The sequence below is a fragment of the Streptomyces sp. NPDC001222 genome, from assembly GCF_042896945.1.
Lineage (GTDB): Bacteria > Actinomycetota > Actinomycetes > Streptomycetales > Streptomycetaceae > Streptomyces > Streptomyces gibsoniae.
This window is the reverse complement of the sequence record NZ_JBIAXT010000031.1, coordinates 60339-78158: the sequence shown is the minus strand read 5'-3', so window position 1 is coordinate 78158 and position 17820 is coordinate 60339. Positions and strand designations below refer to the sequence as shown.

The 17820-nt window shown below is 70.3% G+C and carries 14 protein-coding genes; 8 read left to right on the top strand and 6 right to left on the bottom strand.

Going from position 1 to position 17820, the window contains the following annotated elements:
• Positions 1 to 199: 199 nt before the first annotated feature.
• The 4 genes from ACFY2Z_RS32130 to ACFY2Z_RS32115 all read right to left on the bottom strand — a co-directional run bounded on the left by ACFY2Z_RS32130 (position 200) and on the right by ACFY2Z_RS32115 (position 5952).
• Entirely contained in the window at positions 200 to 2482 is a 2283-nt protein-coding gene (locus tag ACFY2Z_RS32130; RefSeq protein ID WP_390747582.1) for a (Fe-S)-binding protein, read from the bottom strand.
• A 173-nt stretch (positions 2483 to 2655) separates the two neighbouring features.
• Positions 2656 to 3543 carry a glutaminyl-peptide cyclotransferase gene (locus ACFY2Z_RS32125; RefSeq protein ID WP_390747581.1) on the bottom strand — a complete coding sequence of 296 codons (888 nt, stop codon included), beginning with the start codon at positions 3541 to 3543 and terminating at the stop codon, positions 2656 to 2658.
• Entirely contained in the window at positions 3536 to 5413 is a 1878-nt protein-coding gene (locus ACFY2Z_RS32120) for a DUF4012 domain-containing protein (RefSeq protein WP_390747580.1), read from the bottom strand. Before ACFY2Z_RS32120 ends, ACFY2Z_RS32125 begins: the two co-directional genes overlap by 8 nt.
• Positions 5410 to 5952, bottom strand: coding sequence for a hypothetical protein (locus ACFY2Z_RS32115; RefSeq protein ID WP_390747579.1), 543 nt, complete (start codon positions 5950 to 5952; stop codon positions 5410 to 5412). Before ACFY2Z_RS32115 ends, ACFY2Z_RS32120 begins: the two co-directional genes overlap by 4 nt.
• Before the next feature lie 390 nt (positions 5953 to 6342).
• On the opposite strand from ACFY2Z_RS32115, the gene ACFY2Z_RS32110 reads away from it, so the two are divergent.
• The 6 genes from ACFY2Z_RS32110 to ACFY2Z_RS32085 all read left to right on the top strand — a co-directional run bounded on the left by ACFY2Z_RS32110 (position 6343) and on the right by ACFY2Z_RS32085 (position 12706).
• A complete protein-coding gene (locus tag ACFY2Z_RS32110; RefSeq protein WP_390747578.1) occupies positions 6343 to 7806 on the top strand; it encodes a polysaccharide biosynthesis tyrosine autokinase in 1464 nt (487 codons plus the stop codon).
• Between the two features lie 16 nt (positions 7807 to 7822).
• Entirely contained in the window at positions 7823 to 8380 is a 558-nt protein-coding gene (locus tag ACFY2Z_RS32105) for a low molecular weight phosphatase family protein (RefSeq protein WP_390747577.1), read from the top strand.
• Between the two features lie 165 nt (positions 8381 to 8545).
• The gene (dnaK, locus tag ACFY2Z_RS32100; RefSeq protein WP_390747576.1) at positions 8546 to 10384 is read left to right on the top strand and encodes a molecular chaperone DnaK; all 1839 of its coding nucleotides are present in this window, start codon (positions 8546 to 8548) and stop codon (positions 10382 to 10384) included.
• The gene (gene grpE, locus ACFY2Z_RS32095; RefSeq protein WP_390747575.1) at positions 10381 to 11040 is read left to right on the top strand and encodes a nucleotide exchange factor GrpE; all 660 of its coding nucleotides are present in this window, start codon (positions 10381 to 10383) and stop codon (positions 11038 to 11040) included. The genes dnaK and grpE overlap by 4 nt, the downstream gene beginning before the upstream one ends.
• Positions 11041 to 11079: 39 nt before the next feature.
• Positions 11080 to 12249: a molecular chaperone DnaJ gene (gene dnaJ, locus ACFY2Z_RS32090; RefSeq protein WP_390747574.1), complete on the top strand. Its 1170-nt coding sequence runs from the start codon at positions 11080 to 11082 to the stop codon at positions 12247 to 12249.
• Between the two features lie 4 nt (positions 12250 to 12253).
• Positions 12254 to 12706 carry a heat shock protein transcriptional repressor HspR gene (locus ACFY2Z_RS32085; protein WP_311696519.1) on the top strand — a complete coding sequence of 151 codons (453 nt, stop codon included), beginning with the start codon at positions 12254 to 12256 and terminating at the stop codon, positions 12704 to 12706.
• A gap of 659 nt (positions 12707 to 13365) precedes the next feature.
• Here ACFY2Z_RS32085 and ACFY2Z_RS32080 read toward each other — a convergent pair.
• Positions 13366 to 13623: a hypothetical protein gene (locus tag ACFY2Z_RS32080; RefSeq protein ID WP_390747573.1), complete on the bottom strand. Its 258-nt coding sequence runs from the start codon at positions 13621 to 13623 to the stop codon at positions 13366 to 13368.
• A gap of 481 nt (positions 13624 to 14104) precedes the next feature.
• On the opposite strand from ACFY2Z_RS32080, the gene ACFY2Z_RS32075 reads away from it, so the two are divergent.
• The gene (locus tag ACFY2Z_RS32075) at positions 14105 to 15211 is read left to right on the top strand and encodes a sugar ABC transporter substrate-binding protein (RefSeq protein ID WP_390747572.1); all 1107 of its coding nucleotides are present in this window, start codon (positions 14105 to 14107) and stop codon (positions 15209 to 15211) included.
• Positions 15212 to 15484: 273 nt separating this feature from the next.
• Complete coding sequence (locus ACFY2Z_RS32070) at positions 15485 to 16519, top strand: LuxR C-terminal-related transcriptional regulator (protein WP_390747571.1); 1035 nt, start codon at positions 15485 to 15487, stop codon at positions 16517 to 16519.
• On the opposite strand, the gene ACFY2Z_RS32065 is transcribed toward ACFY2Z_RS32070, so the two are convergent.
• Positions 16514 to 17569: a helix-turn-helix transcriptional regulator gene (locus tag ACFY2Z_RS32065; protein WP_390747570.1), complete on the bottom strand. Its 1056-nt coding sequence runs from the start codon at positions 17567 to 17569 to the stop codon at positions 16514 to 16516. The two genes, ACFY2Z_RS32070 and ACFY2Z_RS32065, sit on opposite strands and share 6 nt — an antisense overlap.
• Positions 17570 to 17820: the final 251 nt, after the last annotated feature.

The following is a 17820-nucleotide window of genomic DNA, read 5'->3' as shown; positions in this document are numbered from 1 at the left end:
AGGATCGGAAAGGACGAATCGAGTCTGTACGGCTGTCAGTGGGGGAACGGGCCACGACGCGGGTGGCGGTGAAGTCTCACCCGATGAGCAGAGCTTCGGAGCGCAGGTCCGGGGCACCGGAGACATGGCCGGCGCACGCACGAGGGGCCGGGGTCGCTCGGCTGGCGACCCCGGCCCCTCGTGACGGTGGGCGGACGGGCTACTTCACGGGCTCCGGCTCCGGCGCGTTCTCCGTCTCCGCCTCGCCCGCCGGGTCGACCGGCGTCCTGACGGAGTCGAGCAGCAGCTGGGCCACGTCGACGACCTGGACGGATTCCTTGGCCTGGCCCTCGTTCTTCTTGCCGTTGACCGAGTCGGTCAGCATGACGAGGCAGAACGGGCAGGCCGTGGAGACGATGTCGGGGTTGAGGGAGAGGGCCTCGTCGACGCGCTCGTTGTTGATGCGCTTGCCGATCCGCTCCTCCATCCACATCCGGGCGCCGCCGGCGCCGCAGCAGAAGCCGCGCTCCTTGTGGCGGTGCATCTCCTCGTTGCGCAGACCCGGGACCTTGCCGATGATCTCGCGCGGAGGCGTGTAGATCTTGTTGTGGCGGCCCAGGTAGCACGGGTCGTGGTAGGTGATGATGCCCTCGACCGGGGTGACCGGGACCAGCTTGCCCTCGTCGACCAGGTGCTGGAGCAGCTGGGTGTGGTGGATGACCTCGTAGTCGCCGCCGAGCTGCGGGTACTCGTTGCCGATGGTGTTGAGGCAGTGCGGGCAGGTCGCGACGATCTTCTTCGCCGACCTCGGCTTCCTCGACTCTGCCGTGACCTTGCCCTCGTCGTCCAGCTCCTCGCCGAACGCCGTGTTCAGGGCCATGACGTTCTCCATGCCGAGCTCCTGGAACAGGGGCTCGTTGCCCAGGCGGCGGGCGGAGTCACCGGTGCACTTCTCGTCGCCGCCCATGATCGCGAACTTGACGCCCGCGATGTGCAGCAGCTCGGCGAAGGCCTTGGTGGTCTTCTTGGCGCGGTCCTCCAGGGCGCCGGCGCAGCCGACCCAGTACAGGTACTCGACCTCGGTGAGGTCCTCGATGTCCCTGCCGACGACCGGGACCTCGAAGTCGACCTCCTTGGTCCACTCCAGGCGCTGCTTCTTGGCCAGGCCCCAGGGGTTGCCCTTCTTCTCCAGGTTCTTGAGCATCGTGCCCGCCTCGGACGGGAACGCGGACTCGATCATCACCTGGTAGCGGCGCATGTCGACGATGTGGTCGACGTGCTCGATGTCGACGGGGCACTGCTCGACGCAGGCGCCGCAGGTGGTGCAGGACCACAGGACGTCCGGGTCGATGACGCCGTTCTCCTCGACCGTGCCGATCAGCGGGCGCTCGGCCTCGGCGAGAGCGGCGGCGGGCACGTCCTTGAGCTGCTCGGCGGAGGCCTTCTCCTCGCCCTCCACGGTCTTGCCGCCACCCGCGAGCAGGTAGGGCGCCTTGGCGTGGGCGTTGTCGCGCAGCGACATGATCAGCAGCTTCGGGGAGAGCGGCTTGCCGGTGTTCCAGGCGGGGCACTGCGACTGGCAGCGGCCGCACTCGGTGCAGGTGGAGAAGTCCAGCAGGCCCTTCCAGGAGAACTGCTCGACCTGGGAGACGCCGAAGACGTCGTCCTCGCCGGGGTCCTCGAAGTTGATCGGCTTGCCGCCGGAGGTCATCGGGAGCAGGGCGCCCAGGGAGGTCCCGCCGTCGGCGTTGCGCTTGAACCAGATGTTCGGGAACGCCAGGAAGCGGTGCCAGGCCACACCCATGTCGGTCTTCAGGGCGACCGTGATCATCCAGATGAAGGAGGTCGCGATCTTCAGACCCGCGAAGAAGTAGGTGAGGTTCTGGAGCGTGGAGACGTCCATGCCCTTCAGCCACGACACCACCGGGTACGAGATGAAGAACGAGGCCTCGTAGCCGTCCACGTGGTGCTGGGCGCCCTCCAGCGCGTGCAGCATGAAGATGCAGACGCCGACGATGAGGATGACGGCCTCGACGAAGTACGCCTGGCCGAAGTTGGAGCCGGCGAAGCGGGACTTGCGGCCCGGCTTGTTCGGCCTGCTCAGCTGACGGATCACGATCAGGACGGCGATGCCGAGCACCGTCATCGTGCCGATGAACTCGACGAAGACGTTGTACGGCGCCCAGTCGCCGATGATCGGCAGGATCCAGTCGGCCTGGAAGAGCTGGCCGATGGCGTTGACGATCGTCAGCAACAGCGAGAAGAAGCCCACCGCCACGAACCAGTGCGCGACGCCGACGATGCCCCAGCGGTTCATCCGGGTGTGGCCGAGGAACTCCCTGACCACGGTGACGGTGCGCTGGACGGGCTCGTCGGTGCGGGTGCCCGCGGGCACGTTCTGGCCGAGCCGCATGAAGTTGTAGATCTGCAGGAGGGCGCGGGCGAACAGGGCCACGCCGACCACGATCAGAACCAGCGACACGATGATCGCGGCGAGTTGCATTTGGGGGCTCCTCGGGCCTGCGAGGGGGTTTCCTCCGATGTACGTCCTGTGTACTCCGAAGGTGCGATTACTAAGCGGTAACTTATGCAGTCCGTCTGAGACTACCCACTTACGCCGCCGCACTGTAGTGGCGGTGGCGGTGATCTGCGTCGCTGTGGCCCTGCCGCCCGCGCTCAGCGGCCCGTGCCGCCGACCGGCGCGAACGTCACACGGAACATTGTGGGCCAATACTTCCCCGTGACGAGGAACTGGTCCGTTCCGGGGACGGCCGCGATGCCGTTGAGCACGGCTCCGGGGGCGAGCCGGTCCGCCCGCACCAGGCCCGAGGCGTCGATGTCCGCGGTCACCGCGCCCGTGGCCGGGTCGATCCGCACGATCCGGTCGGTGGTGTACACGTTGGCGTACACGGCGGTGCCTGCGCACTCCAGCTCGTTGAGCCGGGGCAGCGGAGCGCCGTTCTCGGTGACCGTGACCCGGCCCGTGGCCGCGAGCGTACGCGGGTCGCGGAACGTCAGCCGGGCCGAGCCGTCGCTCGTCACCAGCCGGTGCCGGTCCTTCTGGAAGCAGATCCCCCAGCCCTCGTCCGGGTACCGGACGCGGCGCAGCTCCTTCAGGGTGGTGGCGTCGCGCTCGACGGCGATCCGGTCCCGCCAGGTGAGCTGCCACAGAGTGCGGCCGAGCACGGTGATCCCCTCGCCGAACAGCGGCTCGGGCAGGGGCGCGCGCACCGTGGGCTTCCGGCCCGGGGGCCCGGCCTGCACCCAGGAGTCGCCGGAGATGCCGGTGCCCTCGTAGAGCGTGCGGCCGGCCAGTTCGAGGCCCTCGGTGAAGGCGGCCGGGTTGTGCGGAAGGGTCTGCAGCACCTTGACCCGCAGAAGCTCGGCGCCCCGGTGCGCGGCGGGGGCGCCCGCGGCGGGGGCCGGGGAGTGGCGGGAGCCTCGGTCCCCTGCGGGCGCCGGAGCGCCGCCGGGGGCGCGGCCCCCCGCGGCGCACGACACCAGCAGCAGCGCCCCGGCCAGCAGGGCCGTTCCGGACGGCACCGGTCCCGTACGGTCACGCATGGCAGGCACCGCCCGGCTTCAGGGCCGTCCGCATCGGGGTCACCAGGGGCTGGCGCAGCAGCGTGGGGGTGCGGTCGGCGTGGGGTTCCAGCAGATGCAGGACCAGGGTGCGCCGGGAGCGGGCGGGCAGCTCCAGGTCCAGGGTGAACACCGAGTGGCCGCGTTCGACGCCGGACGAGAGCATCGCCGGGCGGCCGTCCAGCTCGGCGCCGGTGAGGGTGGCGCCGACCCCCGCGTAGTACGAGACCAGCAGGCGGTTGTCGCCCGGCCGGGTGCGGTAGGGCGGGGAGTCCTCCCGGAGCGTGACATAGGAGGGCAGGCCGGATGCCGGGGCCCGGTTGGCCAGGGTCACGGTGGCGGTGACCGGGCGGTCGCCGGTCGAGCAGCCGTCCCCCTCCGCCTTCCACGCCAGGCTCCGGTCGAGGTAGTAGTCCAGCTTGGAGCCCGCCGCGTTGTTCACCACCAGGCCCGCGAAGGGGCCCGGGGTGTCCGGGAGCGTGCCGGCGTACGGGCGGGACTCGAGGAGCTGCTGCTCCTGGGCGTGGGCGCTCCAAATCTTCAGCCGTCCGTCCCGCTCGGCGCCGTGCGCGGCGAGCATCAGTCCCGGCAGCGCCCCGGCGTCGTCGGCCGCGGCCATCAGCCGCCCGGCGGCGGCACGGGCCGCCTCCACGAAGAACGCCTTGCGCCGGGTGAGGTCGCCGTAGCGCGCGTAGCTGGTCCGCTCGGTGAGGTCCACCACATCGGCGGCGGTCAGCTCGGTGCCGTCGGCCGTGCGGGCGGGCCCGGTGACCTGGAGGAAACGGCTCAGGGTGACCGGGTCCACGGCGATCACGCCGTCCACCCGCTCCCCGGTGTGCTTGCGCCATGCCGCCGCCCAGATACAGGCCGCGTAGGGGAAGTGCGGGCTCATGTTGGAGTTGGCCCAGACCCGGGTGGGCGCGTCGCCCCGGTAGCGGGCCGTGAAGTCGGGCCCCAGGTCGAGGTCCGCGTCGACCGTGGACATCTCGGTGTTGTTGCCGAACCGTTCGAAGGACAGCCGGCCCCGGTCGGCCCGCAGCACGGCGAAGGCCCCCGGCACACCTCCGGTGCCGCGTGCCTCGGCGATGTTCTGGAAGGCGAGGAAGTAGTGCCGCTCCCCCTGTGCGCCGAGCATCGGCGGCAGGACGCGGGCCGCCACGGAGACATCGGTCATCACGGGCGCGAGGCGGTCCAGCTGCCGGGCGAGCCGGTCGCGGGCCCGGTCGGCGGCGGACAGCCAGGTGCTTTCGGGCAGCCGGTGCACATCGGCCCGTACCTCGGCCGTGACCTGTGCGGCCCGCACCAGCCGCGGCCCGGACTGCCGCAGTCCCGCGAGGACCTTCGCCATCCCGCCGCCGTGGCCGTCCGGACCGGTCGCCGGAAGGGCGCCCGCCAGCGGGGTCAGCACCTCGCCGGCCAGCCGGTCCGCCGCGGACGCGGCTCCGCGCACGGTGCCGAGCGGTTCCCCGGCGACCGGCAGCAGGGCCGCCGCGTACCAGGCCGGGCCGCTGGTCAGGCGGTGCGCCCGGGCGGCGTGCACGGCCGCGGAACGCACCGCCGCCAGCCGCTGTCCGGTGGAGCGGGACGCCGGGCCGGACGTCGCGGACTGCCGTAGCGTCTCCAGGTCCCGCTGGGCCGCGACCAGCTCGGAGCGGGCGAACACCCCGGTGACCCCGATCCAGACGGCGGCGGCCACCGGCAGCGCGGCGGCGGTCAGCAGGGCGGCCTTGAGCACGCGCCGGCGGATCCGGGCCCCCGCGCCGGGCGAGCCGTCGCCGGGCGCGCGGACGGCGTCCCGGCGGGGGCCGCCGGGACGCCGTGATTCCGCGGGAGGGGTGTCCTGCTCCGTCATGAACTGCGGCGACGGCGTACGGCCAGCACGGTGCCGCCGCCCGCCGCGATCAGGCCCGCCGCGGTGCCGCCGACGGCCAGGGCCTTCTCACTGCCGGTGGCCGCGAGGTTTGCACGGTGCCTGGAGTGTTCCCAGGAGCTGTTACGGCCGTGACCGCCACCGGGTCCGCCGGGTCCGCCGGGTCCGCCGGGCGCGCCGAGCCTGGGCAACACCCGGATACGGGTTCCGACGCTCACGCGGGGATTGCGCTCGACGAGGCGGAAGGTGTGCCAGCCGACGCGGACCCTCCTCGGGATGGTCACGGTGCCGTCCACCGTTCCGTCGGCGGCGATCAGGAAGCGCCCGATCTCGATCGGACGCGACTCCACCTGCGCCGTGACCAACCGTGCGGGGAAGCCGGCCGGGGGAGGAGCGAAGCCCGTGCCGTGGAAGGTCAGCGTCTCGCCGATCCGTACCGTGGTCGTGTTGAGAGTCAGGGTGGGGGGCGGCGGCGGGTACTGCGCATGGGCGGTCTGAGCCCCCATCAGCGGTGCGACCACGACCACAGCAGCCGATGCTGCGGATGCCAGTGCGCACCCCCATCTGGGCGATGACGTCATTTCTTCACTCTCCTCGACTTCGGTCCCGGCCAGGCGGCTGCTGCGTCGGCCATAAGTAAAACCTGGATACATCGAATAAATGAGACATTTGGCCGCGACGGACCCGGTACCGCCCAGAAGTCACCGGATGGGGGAGCGGCCGCTTCCTCGATGGCCCACGCGATCGTGTCGATGGAGTGACGGGGTGGTGTGCGTCGCCAGGGTCGTTCGCCGGGCCGACATGCACCGCCTCCCCCGGTTGGTGTGCGCGAGTCCCTATCTTCGGCTGTGCGCACAGGGAACAGAACGCCTCAATTCGGGCGGTTCCCTTGGTTCTATGAGGGGTGCAGCTTGGATCTCCACGGATTCCTGAAGGCTCTTGCCAGACGCTGGCCGACCGTCCTGGTCAGTCTGGTGCTCGCGATCGGGGCGGCGTTCGCCGCGACGGCTCTGAGCACTCCCGTCTACGAGGCCCGGACCCAGCTCTTCGTCGCCACCCGCACCGGTGACGACACCGCCCAGCTGAACCAGGGGCAGAGTTTCTCGCAGGCCCGAGTGCAGTCGTACGCGGCAATTGTGACGACACGTCAGGTGACCGGGTTCGTGGTGAAGAAGCTGCGTCTGCGCACCACGCCGGAGGAACTCGCCTCCCGGATCACCGCCGAGGCCCCGATCAACACCGTGCTCATCGACATCACCGTCCGGGACACGGTGCCCCGGCGCGCGGCACGCATCGCCAACGCGGTCGCCGATCGGTTCGGCGATGTCGTCGAGCGACTGGAGACGCCCCGGCGCGCGGCCGGGTCCGAGCACTCCGGGGGGTCCTCCTCGCGCTCCGGGACGCCGGCCTCCCCCGTCTCGCTGGGCGTCACCCAGGAGGCCGTCGCCCCCACCGCCCCGGTCTCACCCCGCCCGGTGCTCAATCTGGCGGCGGGGGCGCTGGCCGGTCTGCTGCTCGGGGCCGCGCTCGTCGCCGTGCGCGAGAACCTCGACACCACCCTCAAGACGAGTGCGGCGCTGGGCGAGTTCACCGCGCTGCCGGGCCTCGGCAGCATCCCCTACGACAAGAGCGTGCCCAAGCAGCCGCTGGTCAGCGCCGATGTGCACTCCAAACGCGCCGAGGCCTTCCGCAAGTTGCGCACCAATCTGCAGTTCGCGCAGGTCGACGACCGCCCGCGGATCATCGTGGTGACGAGCTCGGTGCCCGGCGAGGGCAAGACCAACACCGCGGCGAACCTCGCCCTCTCGCTCGCCGAGGCGGGTGTGTCCACCTGCCTGGTCGACGCCGATCTGCGCCGTCCCTGTGTGGCCGGGGCCTTCGGTCTGGTCCAGGACGCCGGTCTGACCACGGTCCTGATCGGGCAGGCCCGGATCGAGGACGTGCTGCAGGAGGGTGGCGGCCGGCTCGCCGTGCTCACCAGCGGTGCCGCGCCGCCGAACCCCACGGAGCTGCTCGCGTCGGCGCGGATGAAGGAGGTGCTGCGCGAGCTGGCGGACAGCTACGAGGTCGTCATCGTGGACTCCGCACCGCTGCTCCCGGTCGCCGACACCGTAGGACTCGCCTCGCTCGCCCAGGGCGCGCTGCTCGTCGTCCGCGCGGTGCGGACGCGCCGGGAGCAGGTCCGCCTCGCCGCCGAGTCGCTGGAGCGGGTGGGCGTCCGCGTGCTCGGCACCGTCTTCAACATGGACCCGGCCCCGAAGGGCGACCAGTACGGCGCCTACGGCAGGTACGGCGAGCTGCCCGCTCCCCGCGCCTCGACCCCCCGGGGCGGGGCCGGCGCGCCCCCGGCGGCGCGTGGCGTGGGCGGATCATGATGCGGGACGGCGGAGCATGACCCGGGTTCTGTTCGTCTGTACGGGCAATGTGCACCGCTCGGCGCTGGCCGAGCGGTTGCTGGCCGCGCGACTGCGGCCCGGTTCGGGCGTACGGCCCGAGAGCGCGGGCACCCAGGCGTGGCCCCGGGCAGGCATGGAGTGCGCCACCCGGGCCCTGCTGGAGGCGCTGGGCGGTGACGGCTCGGGCTTCGCGGCCCGGCCGCTCGGCGCGGAGCTGGTCGGGGGCGCGGCGCTGGTCCTCGGGCTGGCCCGGGAGCACCGGGAGGCGGCCGTGCGACTCGCCCCGGTGGCCCTGCGGCGCTGCTTCACCCTGAAGGAGTTCGTCCGGCTGGCGTCCGGGGCCGCGGCGGCGCCGGACCGCGGCCGGATCGACGGCGTGGTGGCGGCCGCGGCCGCCCGCCGGGGCCGCGTCGCCCCGGTCGAGCCGTACGAGGACGACATCGCGGACCCTTGGGGCAGACCGCACCATGAGTTGCAGGGGTGTGCCCGGGAGATCGACGGGCAGGTGACCAGTCTCGCCCGGCTGCTGGAAGGTGCCGGAGTGGACGCCTGAGCACCGTCCGATCCGCCCGTCACCCGGGCTCTGACCTGGGGCTTTCTTGTGATTGCCACATAGTGCCGGACGAAAGTTGAGTCGGTGCGACTCAGGTCTGTTGACGCCGTGCGATCCCTCGTGCATCCTTGAGCCTGTTCCACTCAAGTCACTGGAGGAATCGAAATGGCACGTGCGGTCGGCATCGACCTGGGCACGACTAACTCCGTCGTCAGCGTTCTGGAGGGCGGCGAGCCCACCGTCATCACCAACGCCGAGGGTGCCAGGACCACGCCGTCCGTCGTCGCCTTCGCCAAGAACGGCGAGGTGCTGGTCGGTGAGGTGGCCAAGCGTCAGGCGGTCACCAACGTCGACCGGACCATCCGGTCCGTGAAGCGTCACATGGGCACCGACTGGAAGATCGCGCTCGACGGGAAGGACTTCAACCCGCAGCAGATCTCCGCGTTCATCCTGCAGAAGCTGAAGCGGGATGCCGAGGCGTACCTGGGCGAGAAGGTGACCGACGCGGTCATCACCGTCCCGGCGTACTTCAACGACTCCGAGCGTCAGGCCACCAAGGAGGCCGGCGAGATCGCGGGCCTGAACGTCCTGCGCATCGTCAACGAGCCGACCGCGGCCGCGCTGGCCTACGGCCTCGACAAGGACGACCAGACGATCCTCGTCTTCGACCTCGGTGGCGGCACCTTCGACGTGTCCCTGCTGGAGATCGGCGACGGCGTCGTCGAGGTGAAGGCCACCAACGGTGACAACCACCTCGGTGGTGACGACTGGGACCAGCGCGTCGTCGACTACCTGGTCAAGCAGTTCGCCGCCGGCCACGGCGTCGACCTCGGCAAGGACAAGATGGCCCTCCAGCGCCTCCGTGAGGCCGCCGAGAAGGCCAAGATCGAGCTGTCCTCGTCCACCGAGACCTCGATCAACCTGCCGTACATCACCGCGTCCGCCGAGGGCCCGCTGCACCTGGACGAGAAGCTCACCCGGGCTCAGTTCCAGCAGCTGACGGCCGACCTGCTGGAGCGCTGCAAGACGCCGTTCCACAACGTCATCAAGGACGCCGGCATCTCCATCAACGAGATCGACCACGTCGTCCTCGTGGGTGGCTCGACCCGTATGCCCGCCGTCGCCGAACTGGTCAAGGAACTGACCGGCGGCAAGGAGGCCAACAAGGGCGTGAACCCGGACGAGGTCGTCGCCATCGGCGCCTCGCTCCAGGCCGGTGTCCTCAAGGGTGAGGTCAAGGACGTCCTGCTCCTCGACGTGACCCCGCTGTCCCTCGGTATCGAGACCAAGGGCGGCATCATGACCAAGCTCATCGAGCGCAACACCACGATCCCGACCAAGCGGTCCGAGATCTTCACCACGGCCGAGGACAACCAGCCGTCCGTGCAGATCCAGGTCTACCAGGGCGAGCGCGAGATCGCGGCGTACAACAAGAAGCTCGGCATGTTCGAGCTGACCGGTCTGCCGCCGGCGCCGCGTGGCGTCCCGCAGATCGAGGTGTCCTTCGACATCGACGCCAACGGCATCATGCACGTCACGGCGAAGGACCTCGGCACCGGTAAGGAGCAGAAGATGACCGTCACCGGCGGCTCCTCGCTGCCGAAGGACGAGGTCGACCGGATGCGCCAGGAGGCCGAGCAGTACGCGGAGGAGGACCACCGCCGCCGCGAGGCCGCCGAGACCCGCAACCAGGGCGAGCAGCTCGTCTACCAGACCGAGAAGTTCCTCAAGGACAACGAGGACAAGGTCCCCGGCGAGATCAAGACCGAGGTCGAGTCCGCCGTCGCCGAGCTGAAGGAGACGCTCAAGGGCGAGGACACCGCCGAGATCCGCAACGCCACGGAGAAGGTCGCGGCCGTCTCGCAGAAGCTCGGCCAGGCCATGTACGCCGACGCCCAGGCCGCGCAGGCCGCCGGTGACGCCGGTGCCGGCCAGGCCAAGGCCGACGACGACGTGGTCGACGCCGAGATCGTGGACGACGAGCGCAAGGACGGTGCCGCGTGACGGAGGAGACCCCGGGCTTCGAGGAGAAGCCCGACGTCCCCTCCGGCGCCACCCCTGAGGACGCCGAGCCGAAGGCCGCCTCCCCCTCTTCGGAGGGGGCGGCGGCCCCGGCGGGGGACGCAAGCGCACAGAACGCCGGTCTGGTGGCTCAGCTGGACCAGGTTCGCACGGCGCTCGGTGAGCGCACGATGGACCTCCAGCGCCTCCAGGCCGAGTACCAGAACTACCGCCGCCGCGTCGAGCGTGACCGGATCGCGGTCAAGGAGATCGCCATCGCGAACCTCCTGACCGAGCTCCTGCCCGTGCTCGACGACATCGGCCGCGCGCGGGAGCACGGTGAGCTGGTCGGCGGGTTCAAGTCCGTCGCCGAGTCGCTGGAGACCGTCGCGGCGAAGATGGGTCTGCAGCAGTTCGGCAAGGAGGGCGAGCCCTTCGACCCGACGATCCACGAGGCCCTGATGCACAGCTACGCGCCGGACGTCACCGAGACGACGTGCGTGGCGATTCTGCAGCCCGGGTATCGCTTCGGCGAGCGCACCATCCGCCCCGCGCGGGTGGCGGTTGCCGAGCCGCAGCCGGGAGCGCAGACGGTCAAGGCCGAGGAGAGCACCGAGGCGGGCGACGACAAGGAGAACGGTGGCCCGGACGAGGGCTGACGTACACCACGAACGCGTAGGGAAGGAGGGACGTCGGGGATGAGCACCAAGGACTTCATCGAGAAGGACTTCTACAAGGTCCTCGGCGTCCCCAAGGACGCCACCGAGGCCGAGATCAAGAAGGCGTACCGGAAGCTCGCCCGCGAGTTCCACCCGGACGCCAACAAGGGCAACGCCAAGGCGGAGGAACGTTTCAAGGAGATCTCCGAGGCGAACGACGTCCTCGGCGACCCCAAGAAGCGCAAGGAGTACGACGAGGCCCGCGCCCTCTTCGGCAACGGCGGCTTCCGTCCCGGTCCCGGGGCGGGCGGCGGCTCGTTCAACTTCGACCTCGGCGATCTCTTCGGCGGCCAGGCCGGCACCGGAGGGAACTTCGGCGGGGGCATCGGTGACGTCTTCGGGGGCCTGTTCAACCGTGGCGGCGGCGCGGGCACGCGTACGCAGCCGAGGCGCGGCCAGGACATCGAGTCCGAGGTCACGCTCAGCTTCATGGAGGCGGTGGACGGCGCGACCGTACCGCTCCGCATGTCCTCGCAGGCACCCTGCAAGGCCTGTTCGGGCACCGGCGACAAGAACGGCACTCCGCGTGTGTGCCCGACCTGCGTCGGCACCGGGCAGGTCGCGCGGGGTTCGGGCGGCGGCTTCTCGCTGACCGACCCCTGCCCGGACTGCAAGGGCCGCGGTCTGATCGCGGAGAACCCCTGCGAGGTCTGCCACGGCAGCGGCAGGGCGAAGTCGTCCCGGACGATGCAGGTGCGCATCCCCGCGGGTGTCTCCGACGGGCAGCGCATCCGCCTGCGCGGCAAGGGCGCGCCCGGCGAGCGGGGCGGCCCGGCCGGCGATCTGTATGTCGTCGTGCATGTGAATCCGCATCCAATCTTCGGCCGCAAGGACGACAACCTGACGGTGAGCGTGCCGGTGACGTTCGCGGAGGCGGCGCTCGGCGCCGAGATCCGGGTGCCCACCCTGGGCGGGCCCCCGGTGACGCTGAAGCTGCCTCCGGGCACGCCCAACGGACGCACGATGCGCGCCCGCGGCAAGGGCGCGGTCCGCAAGGACGGCACCCGCGGGGACCTGCTGGTCACCGTCGAGGTGAGTGTCCCCAAGGATGTCTCGGGCAAGGCTCGTGACGCGCTGGAGGCGTATCGCGAGGCGACCGCGGACGAGGACCCGCGGGCTGAGCTGTTCCAGGCGGCGAAGGGAGCTTGAGGAGATGGACGGCCGTCGACGTAACCCGTACGAGCTGACCGAGGACACCCCGGTCTACGTCATCTCGGTGGCGGCCCAGCTCTCCGGACTGCACCCGCAGACACTGCGCCAGTACGACCGCCTCGGCCTGGTGTCCCCGGACCGCACCGCGGGCCGGGGCCGGCGCTACTCGGCCCGTGACATCGAACTGCTCCGCCAGGTGCAGCAGTTGTCGCAGGACGAGGGCATCAACCTGGCCGGCATCAAGCGCATCATCGAACTGGAGAACCAGGTGGTCGCGCTCCAGTCCCGCGTGGCGGAACTCCAGGACGCGCTGGAGGGCGCGGCGGCGACGATGCGTCAGCGCGAGGCGGCGGTGCACGCCTCGTACCGCCGCGACCTGGTGCCGTACCAGGAGGTGCAGCAGACCAGCGCGCTCGTGGTCTGGCGGCCCAAGCGGCAGCAGCAGGGCGACTGACCTGTCCCGAAGGGGCGGTAGCGGACCTCGTTCCGGTACCGCCCCTTTCGCATGCGGTCGGAGCCAGGAGTCCCGGATGCCGTAGGCCTGGCTCCGCACGGCCTTCTCGGCGCCCGACGCGGCGGTGTGGACGACGCGGTAGTAGTACAGGCCGAGCTCGTTGCCCGCCCTGTCGTGGGCGCGGACCTCGTAGGAGAAGACCTGACCGGTCGCCGGGGGAGCGTCGGCGTACGTCGTCGTCGCCGTCGTCGTGGTCGGCCTCGTCCAGCCGGTGCCGCCCCTCGGGCGGCGGTAGACGCGGTAGCCGGCGAGGTCCATCTCCTTGTTCCTCGCCCAGGAGACCTTCGCCTTGCGGGTCGCCTTGTCGTAGGCGACCGTGACGCCCGCCCGGGGCCGGCGGCCTCACCTTGTCGACGGTGGCGGAAGCGCGCGGTGCGTAGGTGAACTCGACGGCGGCCTTGCCGGTCCGGTTCACATGGTCGATCCGCAGGGGTGTGCGTGCCCTTGGGGACGGTCAGGTGGGGCCCCGTCGAGCGCGAACCGCGGGTGTCCGACCAGAGGTTCAGCTTCCGGACGCCGTCGAGGCATACGCGGATCCCGTCGGTCCCGCCGGCACCGAAGGCGAAGGGTCCGCCGGAGCCGAAGTCGCGGGTGACGGTTTAGCGGACGCCGAACCGGTCCGCCGGCAGCCCGGAGACCGGGGCGCCGCTCCAGCTCTGGTCGACGGCGCTGTCGCAGTCGGTCCTCCTCGGGGTGCCGGTGAGACCGGTGTTCGCGAAGAGCTGCCGCTCGAACACCGGCGAGGTGCAGGAGGTCGCGGCCGAGGCGGGAGCGGCGGCGGTGAGCAGGGCGCCCGCGGTGGCGAGCACGACGGCGGTGGCGGCCGCGGCGGTGACGCGTCGTCTGGCCGGGTTCATTCGGTCCTCTGCTCGGATCGAGACGCGGAAAGGCGTTCGTGACCAGGACACGCGAGACTCGGAAGAGGTTGGACAGATCTTTACGACCCCACGACTTGCCCTTTGTGTGAGGTGCGCGGTGTGCGGCAAGGGTCGGTCGACGTAAGGAGAGTGAGAGATGTGCCGATGCGTGATGCAGCTCACGTTTGGCGTCAGGTGTGAACGGTGGCTAACCACAAAGGAGTTGACGGAGCGTAGGTTTCCGGATCTCCGCAGGTGACGGCGGAGATCTTCATCAGGCGGAGGTTTGGCAAAGGCCCTGGCGGCGCGCTTTCTTGGTCTTCACTTGACTTCCACTCGGATGCTGTTGCCATCTCGTTAACCCGTTCTTCTTGACGCTGCATGCCGTCGCCGCGTTGGCTTTCAGCCACTTGGGTCGCAATGCTGCTCCCCCGCCCGGAAGGCATCTGATGTGAACGCTCGTACCACCCGCAGGACCGCTGTGCGTCGAACCGCCATAGCCCTGGCCGCGTCCGCGGCGGCCGTCTCTCTCGCCGCGTGCGGCGTCATGGACGGAGTCGGCGGGAGCAGCAGCTCCGCGTCTCCGAAGAAGGGCGACGACATCACAGTGGGTCTTCTTCTGCCGGAGAAGGAGAACCCGAGGTACGACAAGTTCGACTACCTGATCATCCGGGACCAGGTGCGCTCCCTGACCCACGACAAGGGCAAGGTCGTCTACGAGAACGCCGACGCCGACGCGGCCAAGCAGAGCGAGCAGCTCGACCAGATGATCGCCGACAAGGTGGATGTGCTGCTGGTCGACCCGGTGGACGCCAAGGCCCTCAAGGCGGGCGTGACTAAGGCCCACGAGGCGGGCATCCCGGTCATCGCCTACGACCGGCTCGCCCAGGGGCCGATCGACGCGTACATCTCCTTCGACAACCAGCTGGTCGGCCAGGTGCAGGGACGCGCCCTCGTCGAGGCGCTCGGCAGCAAGGCGGAGACCAGCAAGGTCGTCATGATGAACGGTTCGGTCACCGACCCGAACGCGGCGCAGTTCAAGGAGGGCGCGCTCAGCGAACTCCAGGGCAAGGTCAACATCGTCAAGTCCTACGACACGAAGGACTGGAAGCCGGAGAACGCCAAGGCGAACATGGTCGAGGCGATCCAGGCCGTCGGCCTGAGCAACATCGCGGGTGTCTACTCGGCCAACGACGACGTGGCCGGCGCCGTCATCGAGGCGATGAAGGAAGCGGGCATCAGCAAGATCCCGCCGGTGACCGGGCAGGACGCCTCGCTGGCCGCCGTGCAGCGGATCGTCTCGGGCGAGCAGTACATGAGCGTGTACAAGTCGTACCCGGAGGAGGCCAACAACGCCGCGGAGATGGCGGTGGCCAAGGTTCAGGGCCGTTCGATCGAGTTCGACGCGCTGACCCGGGACAAGGTCGACAGCCCGACGCAGCAGAAGATCCCGTCGATGCTGGTGCCGGTGGTCGCGCTGACGAAGTCCAACATCAAGGACACGGTCATCCAGGACAACATCTACACCGTCGGGGACATCTGCACCCCCAAGTACAAGGCCGCGTGCACGGCGATCGGTCTGAAGTAGCGGGCACGCCGCTCCTGGAGCAACGGCCGTGGTGGAGGGCAGCGTCGCCCGTCCACCACGGCCGTTTCGTCTTCCGCCGGACCGGGCCGCCCCGACCCTCCGTCAACTGGGTGCAGACGGAACTTCCGGAGGGAGGGAGAATTCGGGACATTCCCGGCAAGTGCGGGCGTTGGGGCGGCGGAGCCTTGTTGCGGAGGCGGGCGGCTCCGCGCATAGTTGCGCTGCGAACACGCTGCAGGACGCTGAGCCGGGAGTTGGAGCCAGGAGTGGAAGATGGCCGGGCACGGGACGGACGCGCATCCGCACGGCGCTGACCGGCTCTGCGAGTCCGGGAACCGGGTGTACTCCCGGGCCGTACGCCGGGGCCGGGTGCCCCGCGCGGACGCCGCGCCGGTGCCCTGTCTGCTGGAACTCGCGCTGCTGCACCCGGATCCCGACGACATGGACTGGCTGGTGCCGACCTCCCCGCAGGAGGTCATGACGCGGCTGCTGCGCGGCGTCCACGAGGAGGTCAGCGCGAGTCAGGCGCGGGTCGGGGCGGCGGTGGCCGCGGTCGAGTGGTACGCCGGGCTCGGCGGCCGTGAGCAGGGCTCCGCGGAGGGCGTGGCGATCCGTGTCCTGGACGGGCTGCCGCGGATCCGGGCCGCCATGGACGAGGCGACCGAGCGGTGCACACGCGAGGTGCTGACGGTCCAGCCCGGCGGTATCCGCCGCGAGGACGAACTCTCCGAGGGCCTGCACCGGGCGCTGGAGATGCGCCGCAGGGGCGTCCGCATGCGCGATCTGTACACGCATGTCGCCCGGCACGGCCAGGGGCTGCACACCTACATGGAGCTGATGGGCGAGGCGGCCGAGGCCCGCACCCTGGACGAGGTGCCCGAGCGCCTCATCCTGTTCGACCGCACGGTCGCCTTCATCCCCGCCAACCCCGACCGCACCATCGCGCTGGAACTGCGGCACCCGGCCCTGATCGACTACCTGGTGACCATCTTCGAACGGCTGTGGCGTCTGGCGATCCCGCTGACGTCCCCGCTGCCGGAGACCGGTATCGACGGCATCACCCACCGGGAACGCTCGATCGCGGCGCTGCTCGCGGAGGGCCACCAGGACGCCGTGGTCGCCGAACGCCTCGGCATCAGCGTGCGCACCTGCCGGGCGCACATCGCCCGGCTCTCCGAGACGCTGGGCGCGGCGAGCCGTACCCAACTGGGCGTCCGGATCGCCCAGGCGGGCCTGGACGGGCCCTCGCAGGCGCCCGAACTGCTGCCCCTCACCGCTCGGGCCCCGGAGCCTCCCGTCGGCCTATGAGCCCCCCTCGCGGGGCCCCGGGCCGCCTTCCCCGGCCAGTGGGTTGCTCTGGCTCAGGATCCCCGACTTCGCTATCAGATAGCCGAGTTGTGCCCGGCTGCCGCTGCCGAGGGCCGTGGCCAGCTTGGCTATGTGGGCGCGGCAGGTACGCACGTTCATGCCCAGGCGGCGGGCGATGGCCTCGTCGACATGGCCCTCCACCAGGAGCTTGGCGATGGAGTGCTGGATGTCCGTGATGCCGTCCGGATCGGTCTCGTAGGGGGTGCCCGCTCGCAGCGGCACCGCCCGGCCCCACATGAACTCGAAGACCTTCACCAGATAGCGGACGAGCCCCGGGTGCCGCAGTTCCAGGGCGACCTGTCGGTCGTCGCTGATGGGGATGAACGCGACCGCCTCGTCGCAGATGATGAGCCGCTCGACGAGTTCGTCGATGGTGCGGTACTCGGCCTTGCCGTCGGTGAACTGGTCCACGTAGGCCAGCCGTTCCGGGCTGTAGCGGGCCGTGTGCTGGTAGAGGGTCCGGATGCGCACCCCGCGCTCGATCAGCGGCCGGTCGCGCTCCAGGCCCTCGATGAGCCGGCGCTCGGGGCGGTGGCCGCTCGGCTGGACCGTCAGCATCTCGTTCTGGCACTGGGCGGTGGCCAGGTCGAGTGCCGCGTTGATCCGGTCGAGCCCCTCCAGCACCGTGATCGAGTGGGTGGGCGCGGTCACCTGCGCGCTGAGGGCCATGAACGGCTCGAAGGCTTCGGCCAGGTTGGTCGACAGCCGCCTGCGCTCGGAGATCTCACGCTCTATCGGGTTCAGCCGCTGGGCCAGGGCGACCGAGGGCGGAACCGGGCGCAGCCAGTTGGCGTCGTCCGGATCGGGATGGAGGAGGGCGAACTCCATGAGACACGGGGCCTCTTCCGCGTCGGCGCGTGCGATACGCCCTGTGCGCAGGGCGTTCGCGTAAAGACGCCCGCCCTCCTCGCACAGTTCGGTCAAGGCATGGGGATGTGTCGCTTTAGCCCGATTGGTTGTCAAACCTCCACCCCCCAGGGTCCTGAACATGCAGGAACATGATGCACCGATTGTGTGGCCATGACGTGCCCGAATGAGCCATCGTCTTAGTCGACGGGGGAAGAGGGGACCTTCAAGTGAGGACGAAGCCGACTATGGGTAAGAGAATGCTTCGCTCGGTGCTTGTCGCCACCTTCTCCGCCGTTGTGGCCTTCGGAACGTTGAGTGGGCTCGCCGGCGCGAAGGAGGACGTACGAGCGGACAGTGTCTGGTCGTTGGTACCCGCTTCTTCCGCGGCCGGC

Bases quoted from the DNA above. Each gene is read 5' to 3' on its own strand.
- ACFY2Z_RS32130 (WP_390747582.1), bottom strand. From the start codon at position 2,482: ATGCAACTCGCCGCGATCATCGTGTCGCTGGTTCTGATCGTGGTCGGC.
- ACFY2Z_RS32125 (WP_390747581.1), bottom strand. From the start codon at position 3,543: ATGCGTGACCGTACGGGACCGGTGCCGTCCGGAACGGCCCTGCTGGCC.
- ACFY2Z_RS32120 (WP_390747580.1), bottom strand. From the start codon at position 5,413: ATGACGGAGCAGGACACCCCTCCCGCGGAATCACGGCGTCCCGGCGGC.
- ACFY2Z_RS32105 (WP_390747577.1), top strand. From the start codon at position 7,823: ATGACCCGGGTTCTGTTCGTCTGTACGGGCAATGTGCACCGCTCGGCG.
- dnaK (WP_390747576.1), top strand. From the start codon at position 8,546: ATGGCACGTGCGGTCGGCATCGACCTGGGCACGACTAACTCCGTCGTC.
- dnaJ (WP_390747574.1), top strand. From the start codon at position 11,080: ATGAGCACCAAGGACTTCATCGAGAAGGACTTCTACAAGGTCCTCGGC.
- ACFY2Z_RS32085 (WP_311696519.1), top strand. From the start codon at position 12,254: ATGGACGGCCGTCGACGTAACCCGTACGAGCTGACCGAGGACACCCCG.
- ACFY2Z_RS32080 (WP_390747573.1), bottom strand. From the start codon at position 13,623: ATGAACCCGGCCAGACGACGCGTCACCGCCGCGGCCGCCACCGCCGTC.
- ACFY2Z_RS32070 (WP_390747571.1), top strand. From the start codon at position 15,485: ATGGCCGGGCACGGGACGGACGCGCATCCGCACGGCGCTGACCGGCTC.
- ACFY2Z_RS32065 (WP_390747570.1), bottom strand. From the start codon at position 17,569: ATGTTCAGGACCCTGGGGGGTGGAGGTTTGACAACCAATCGGGCTAAA.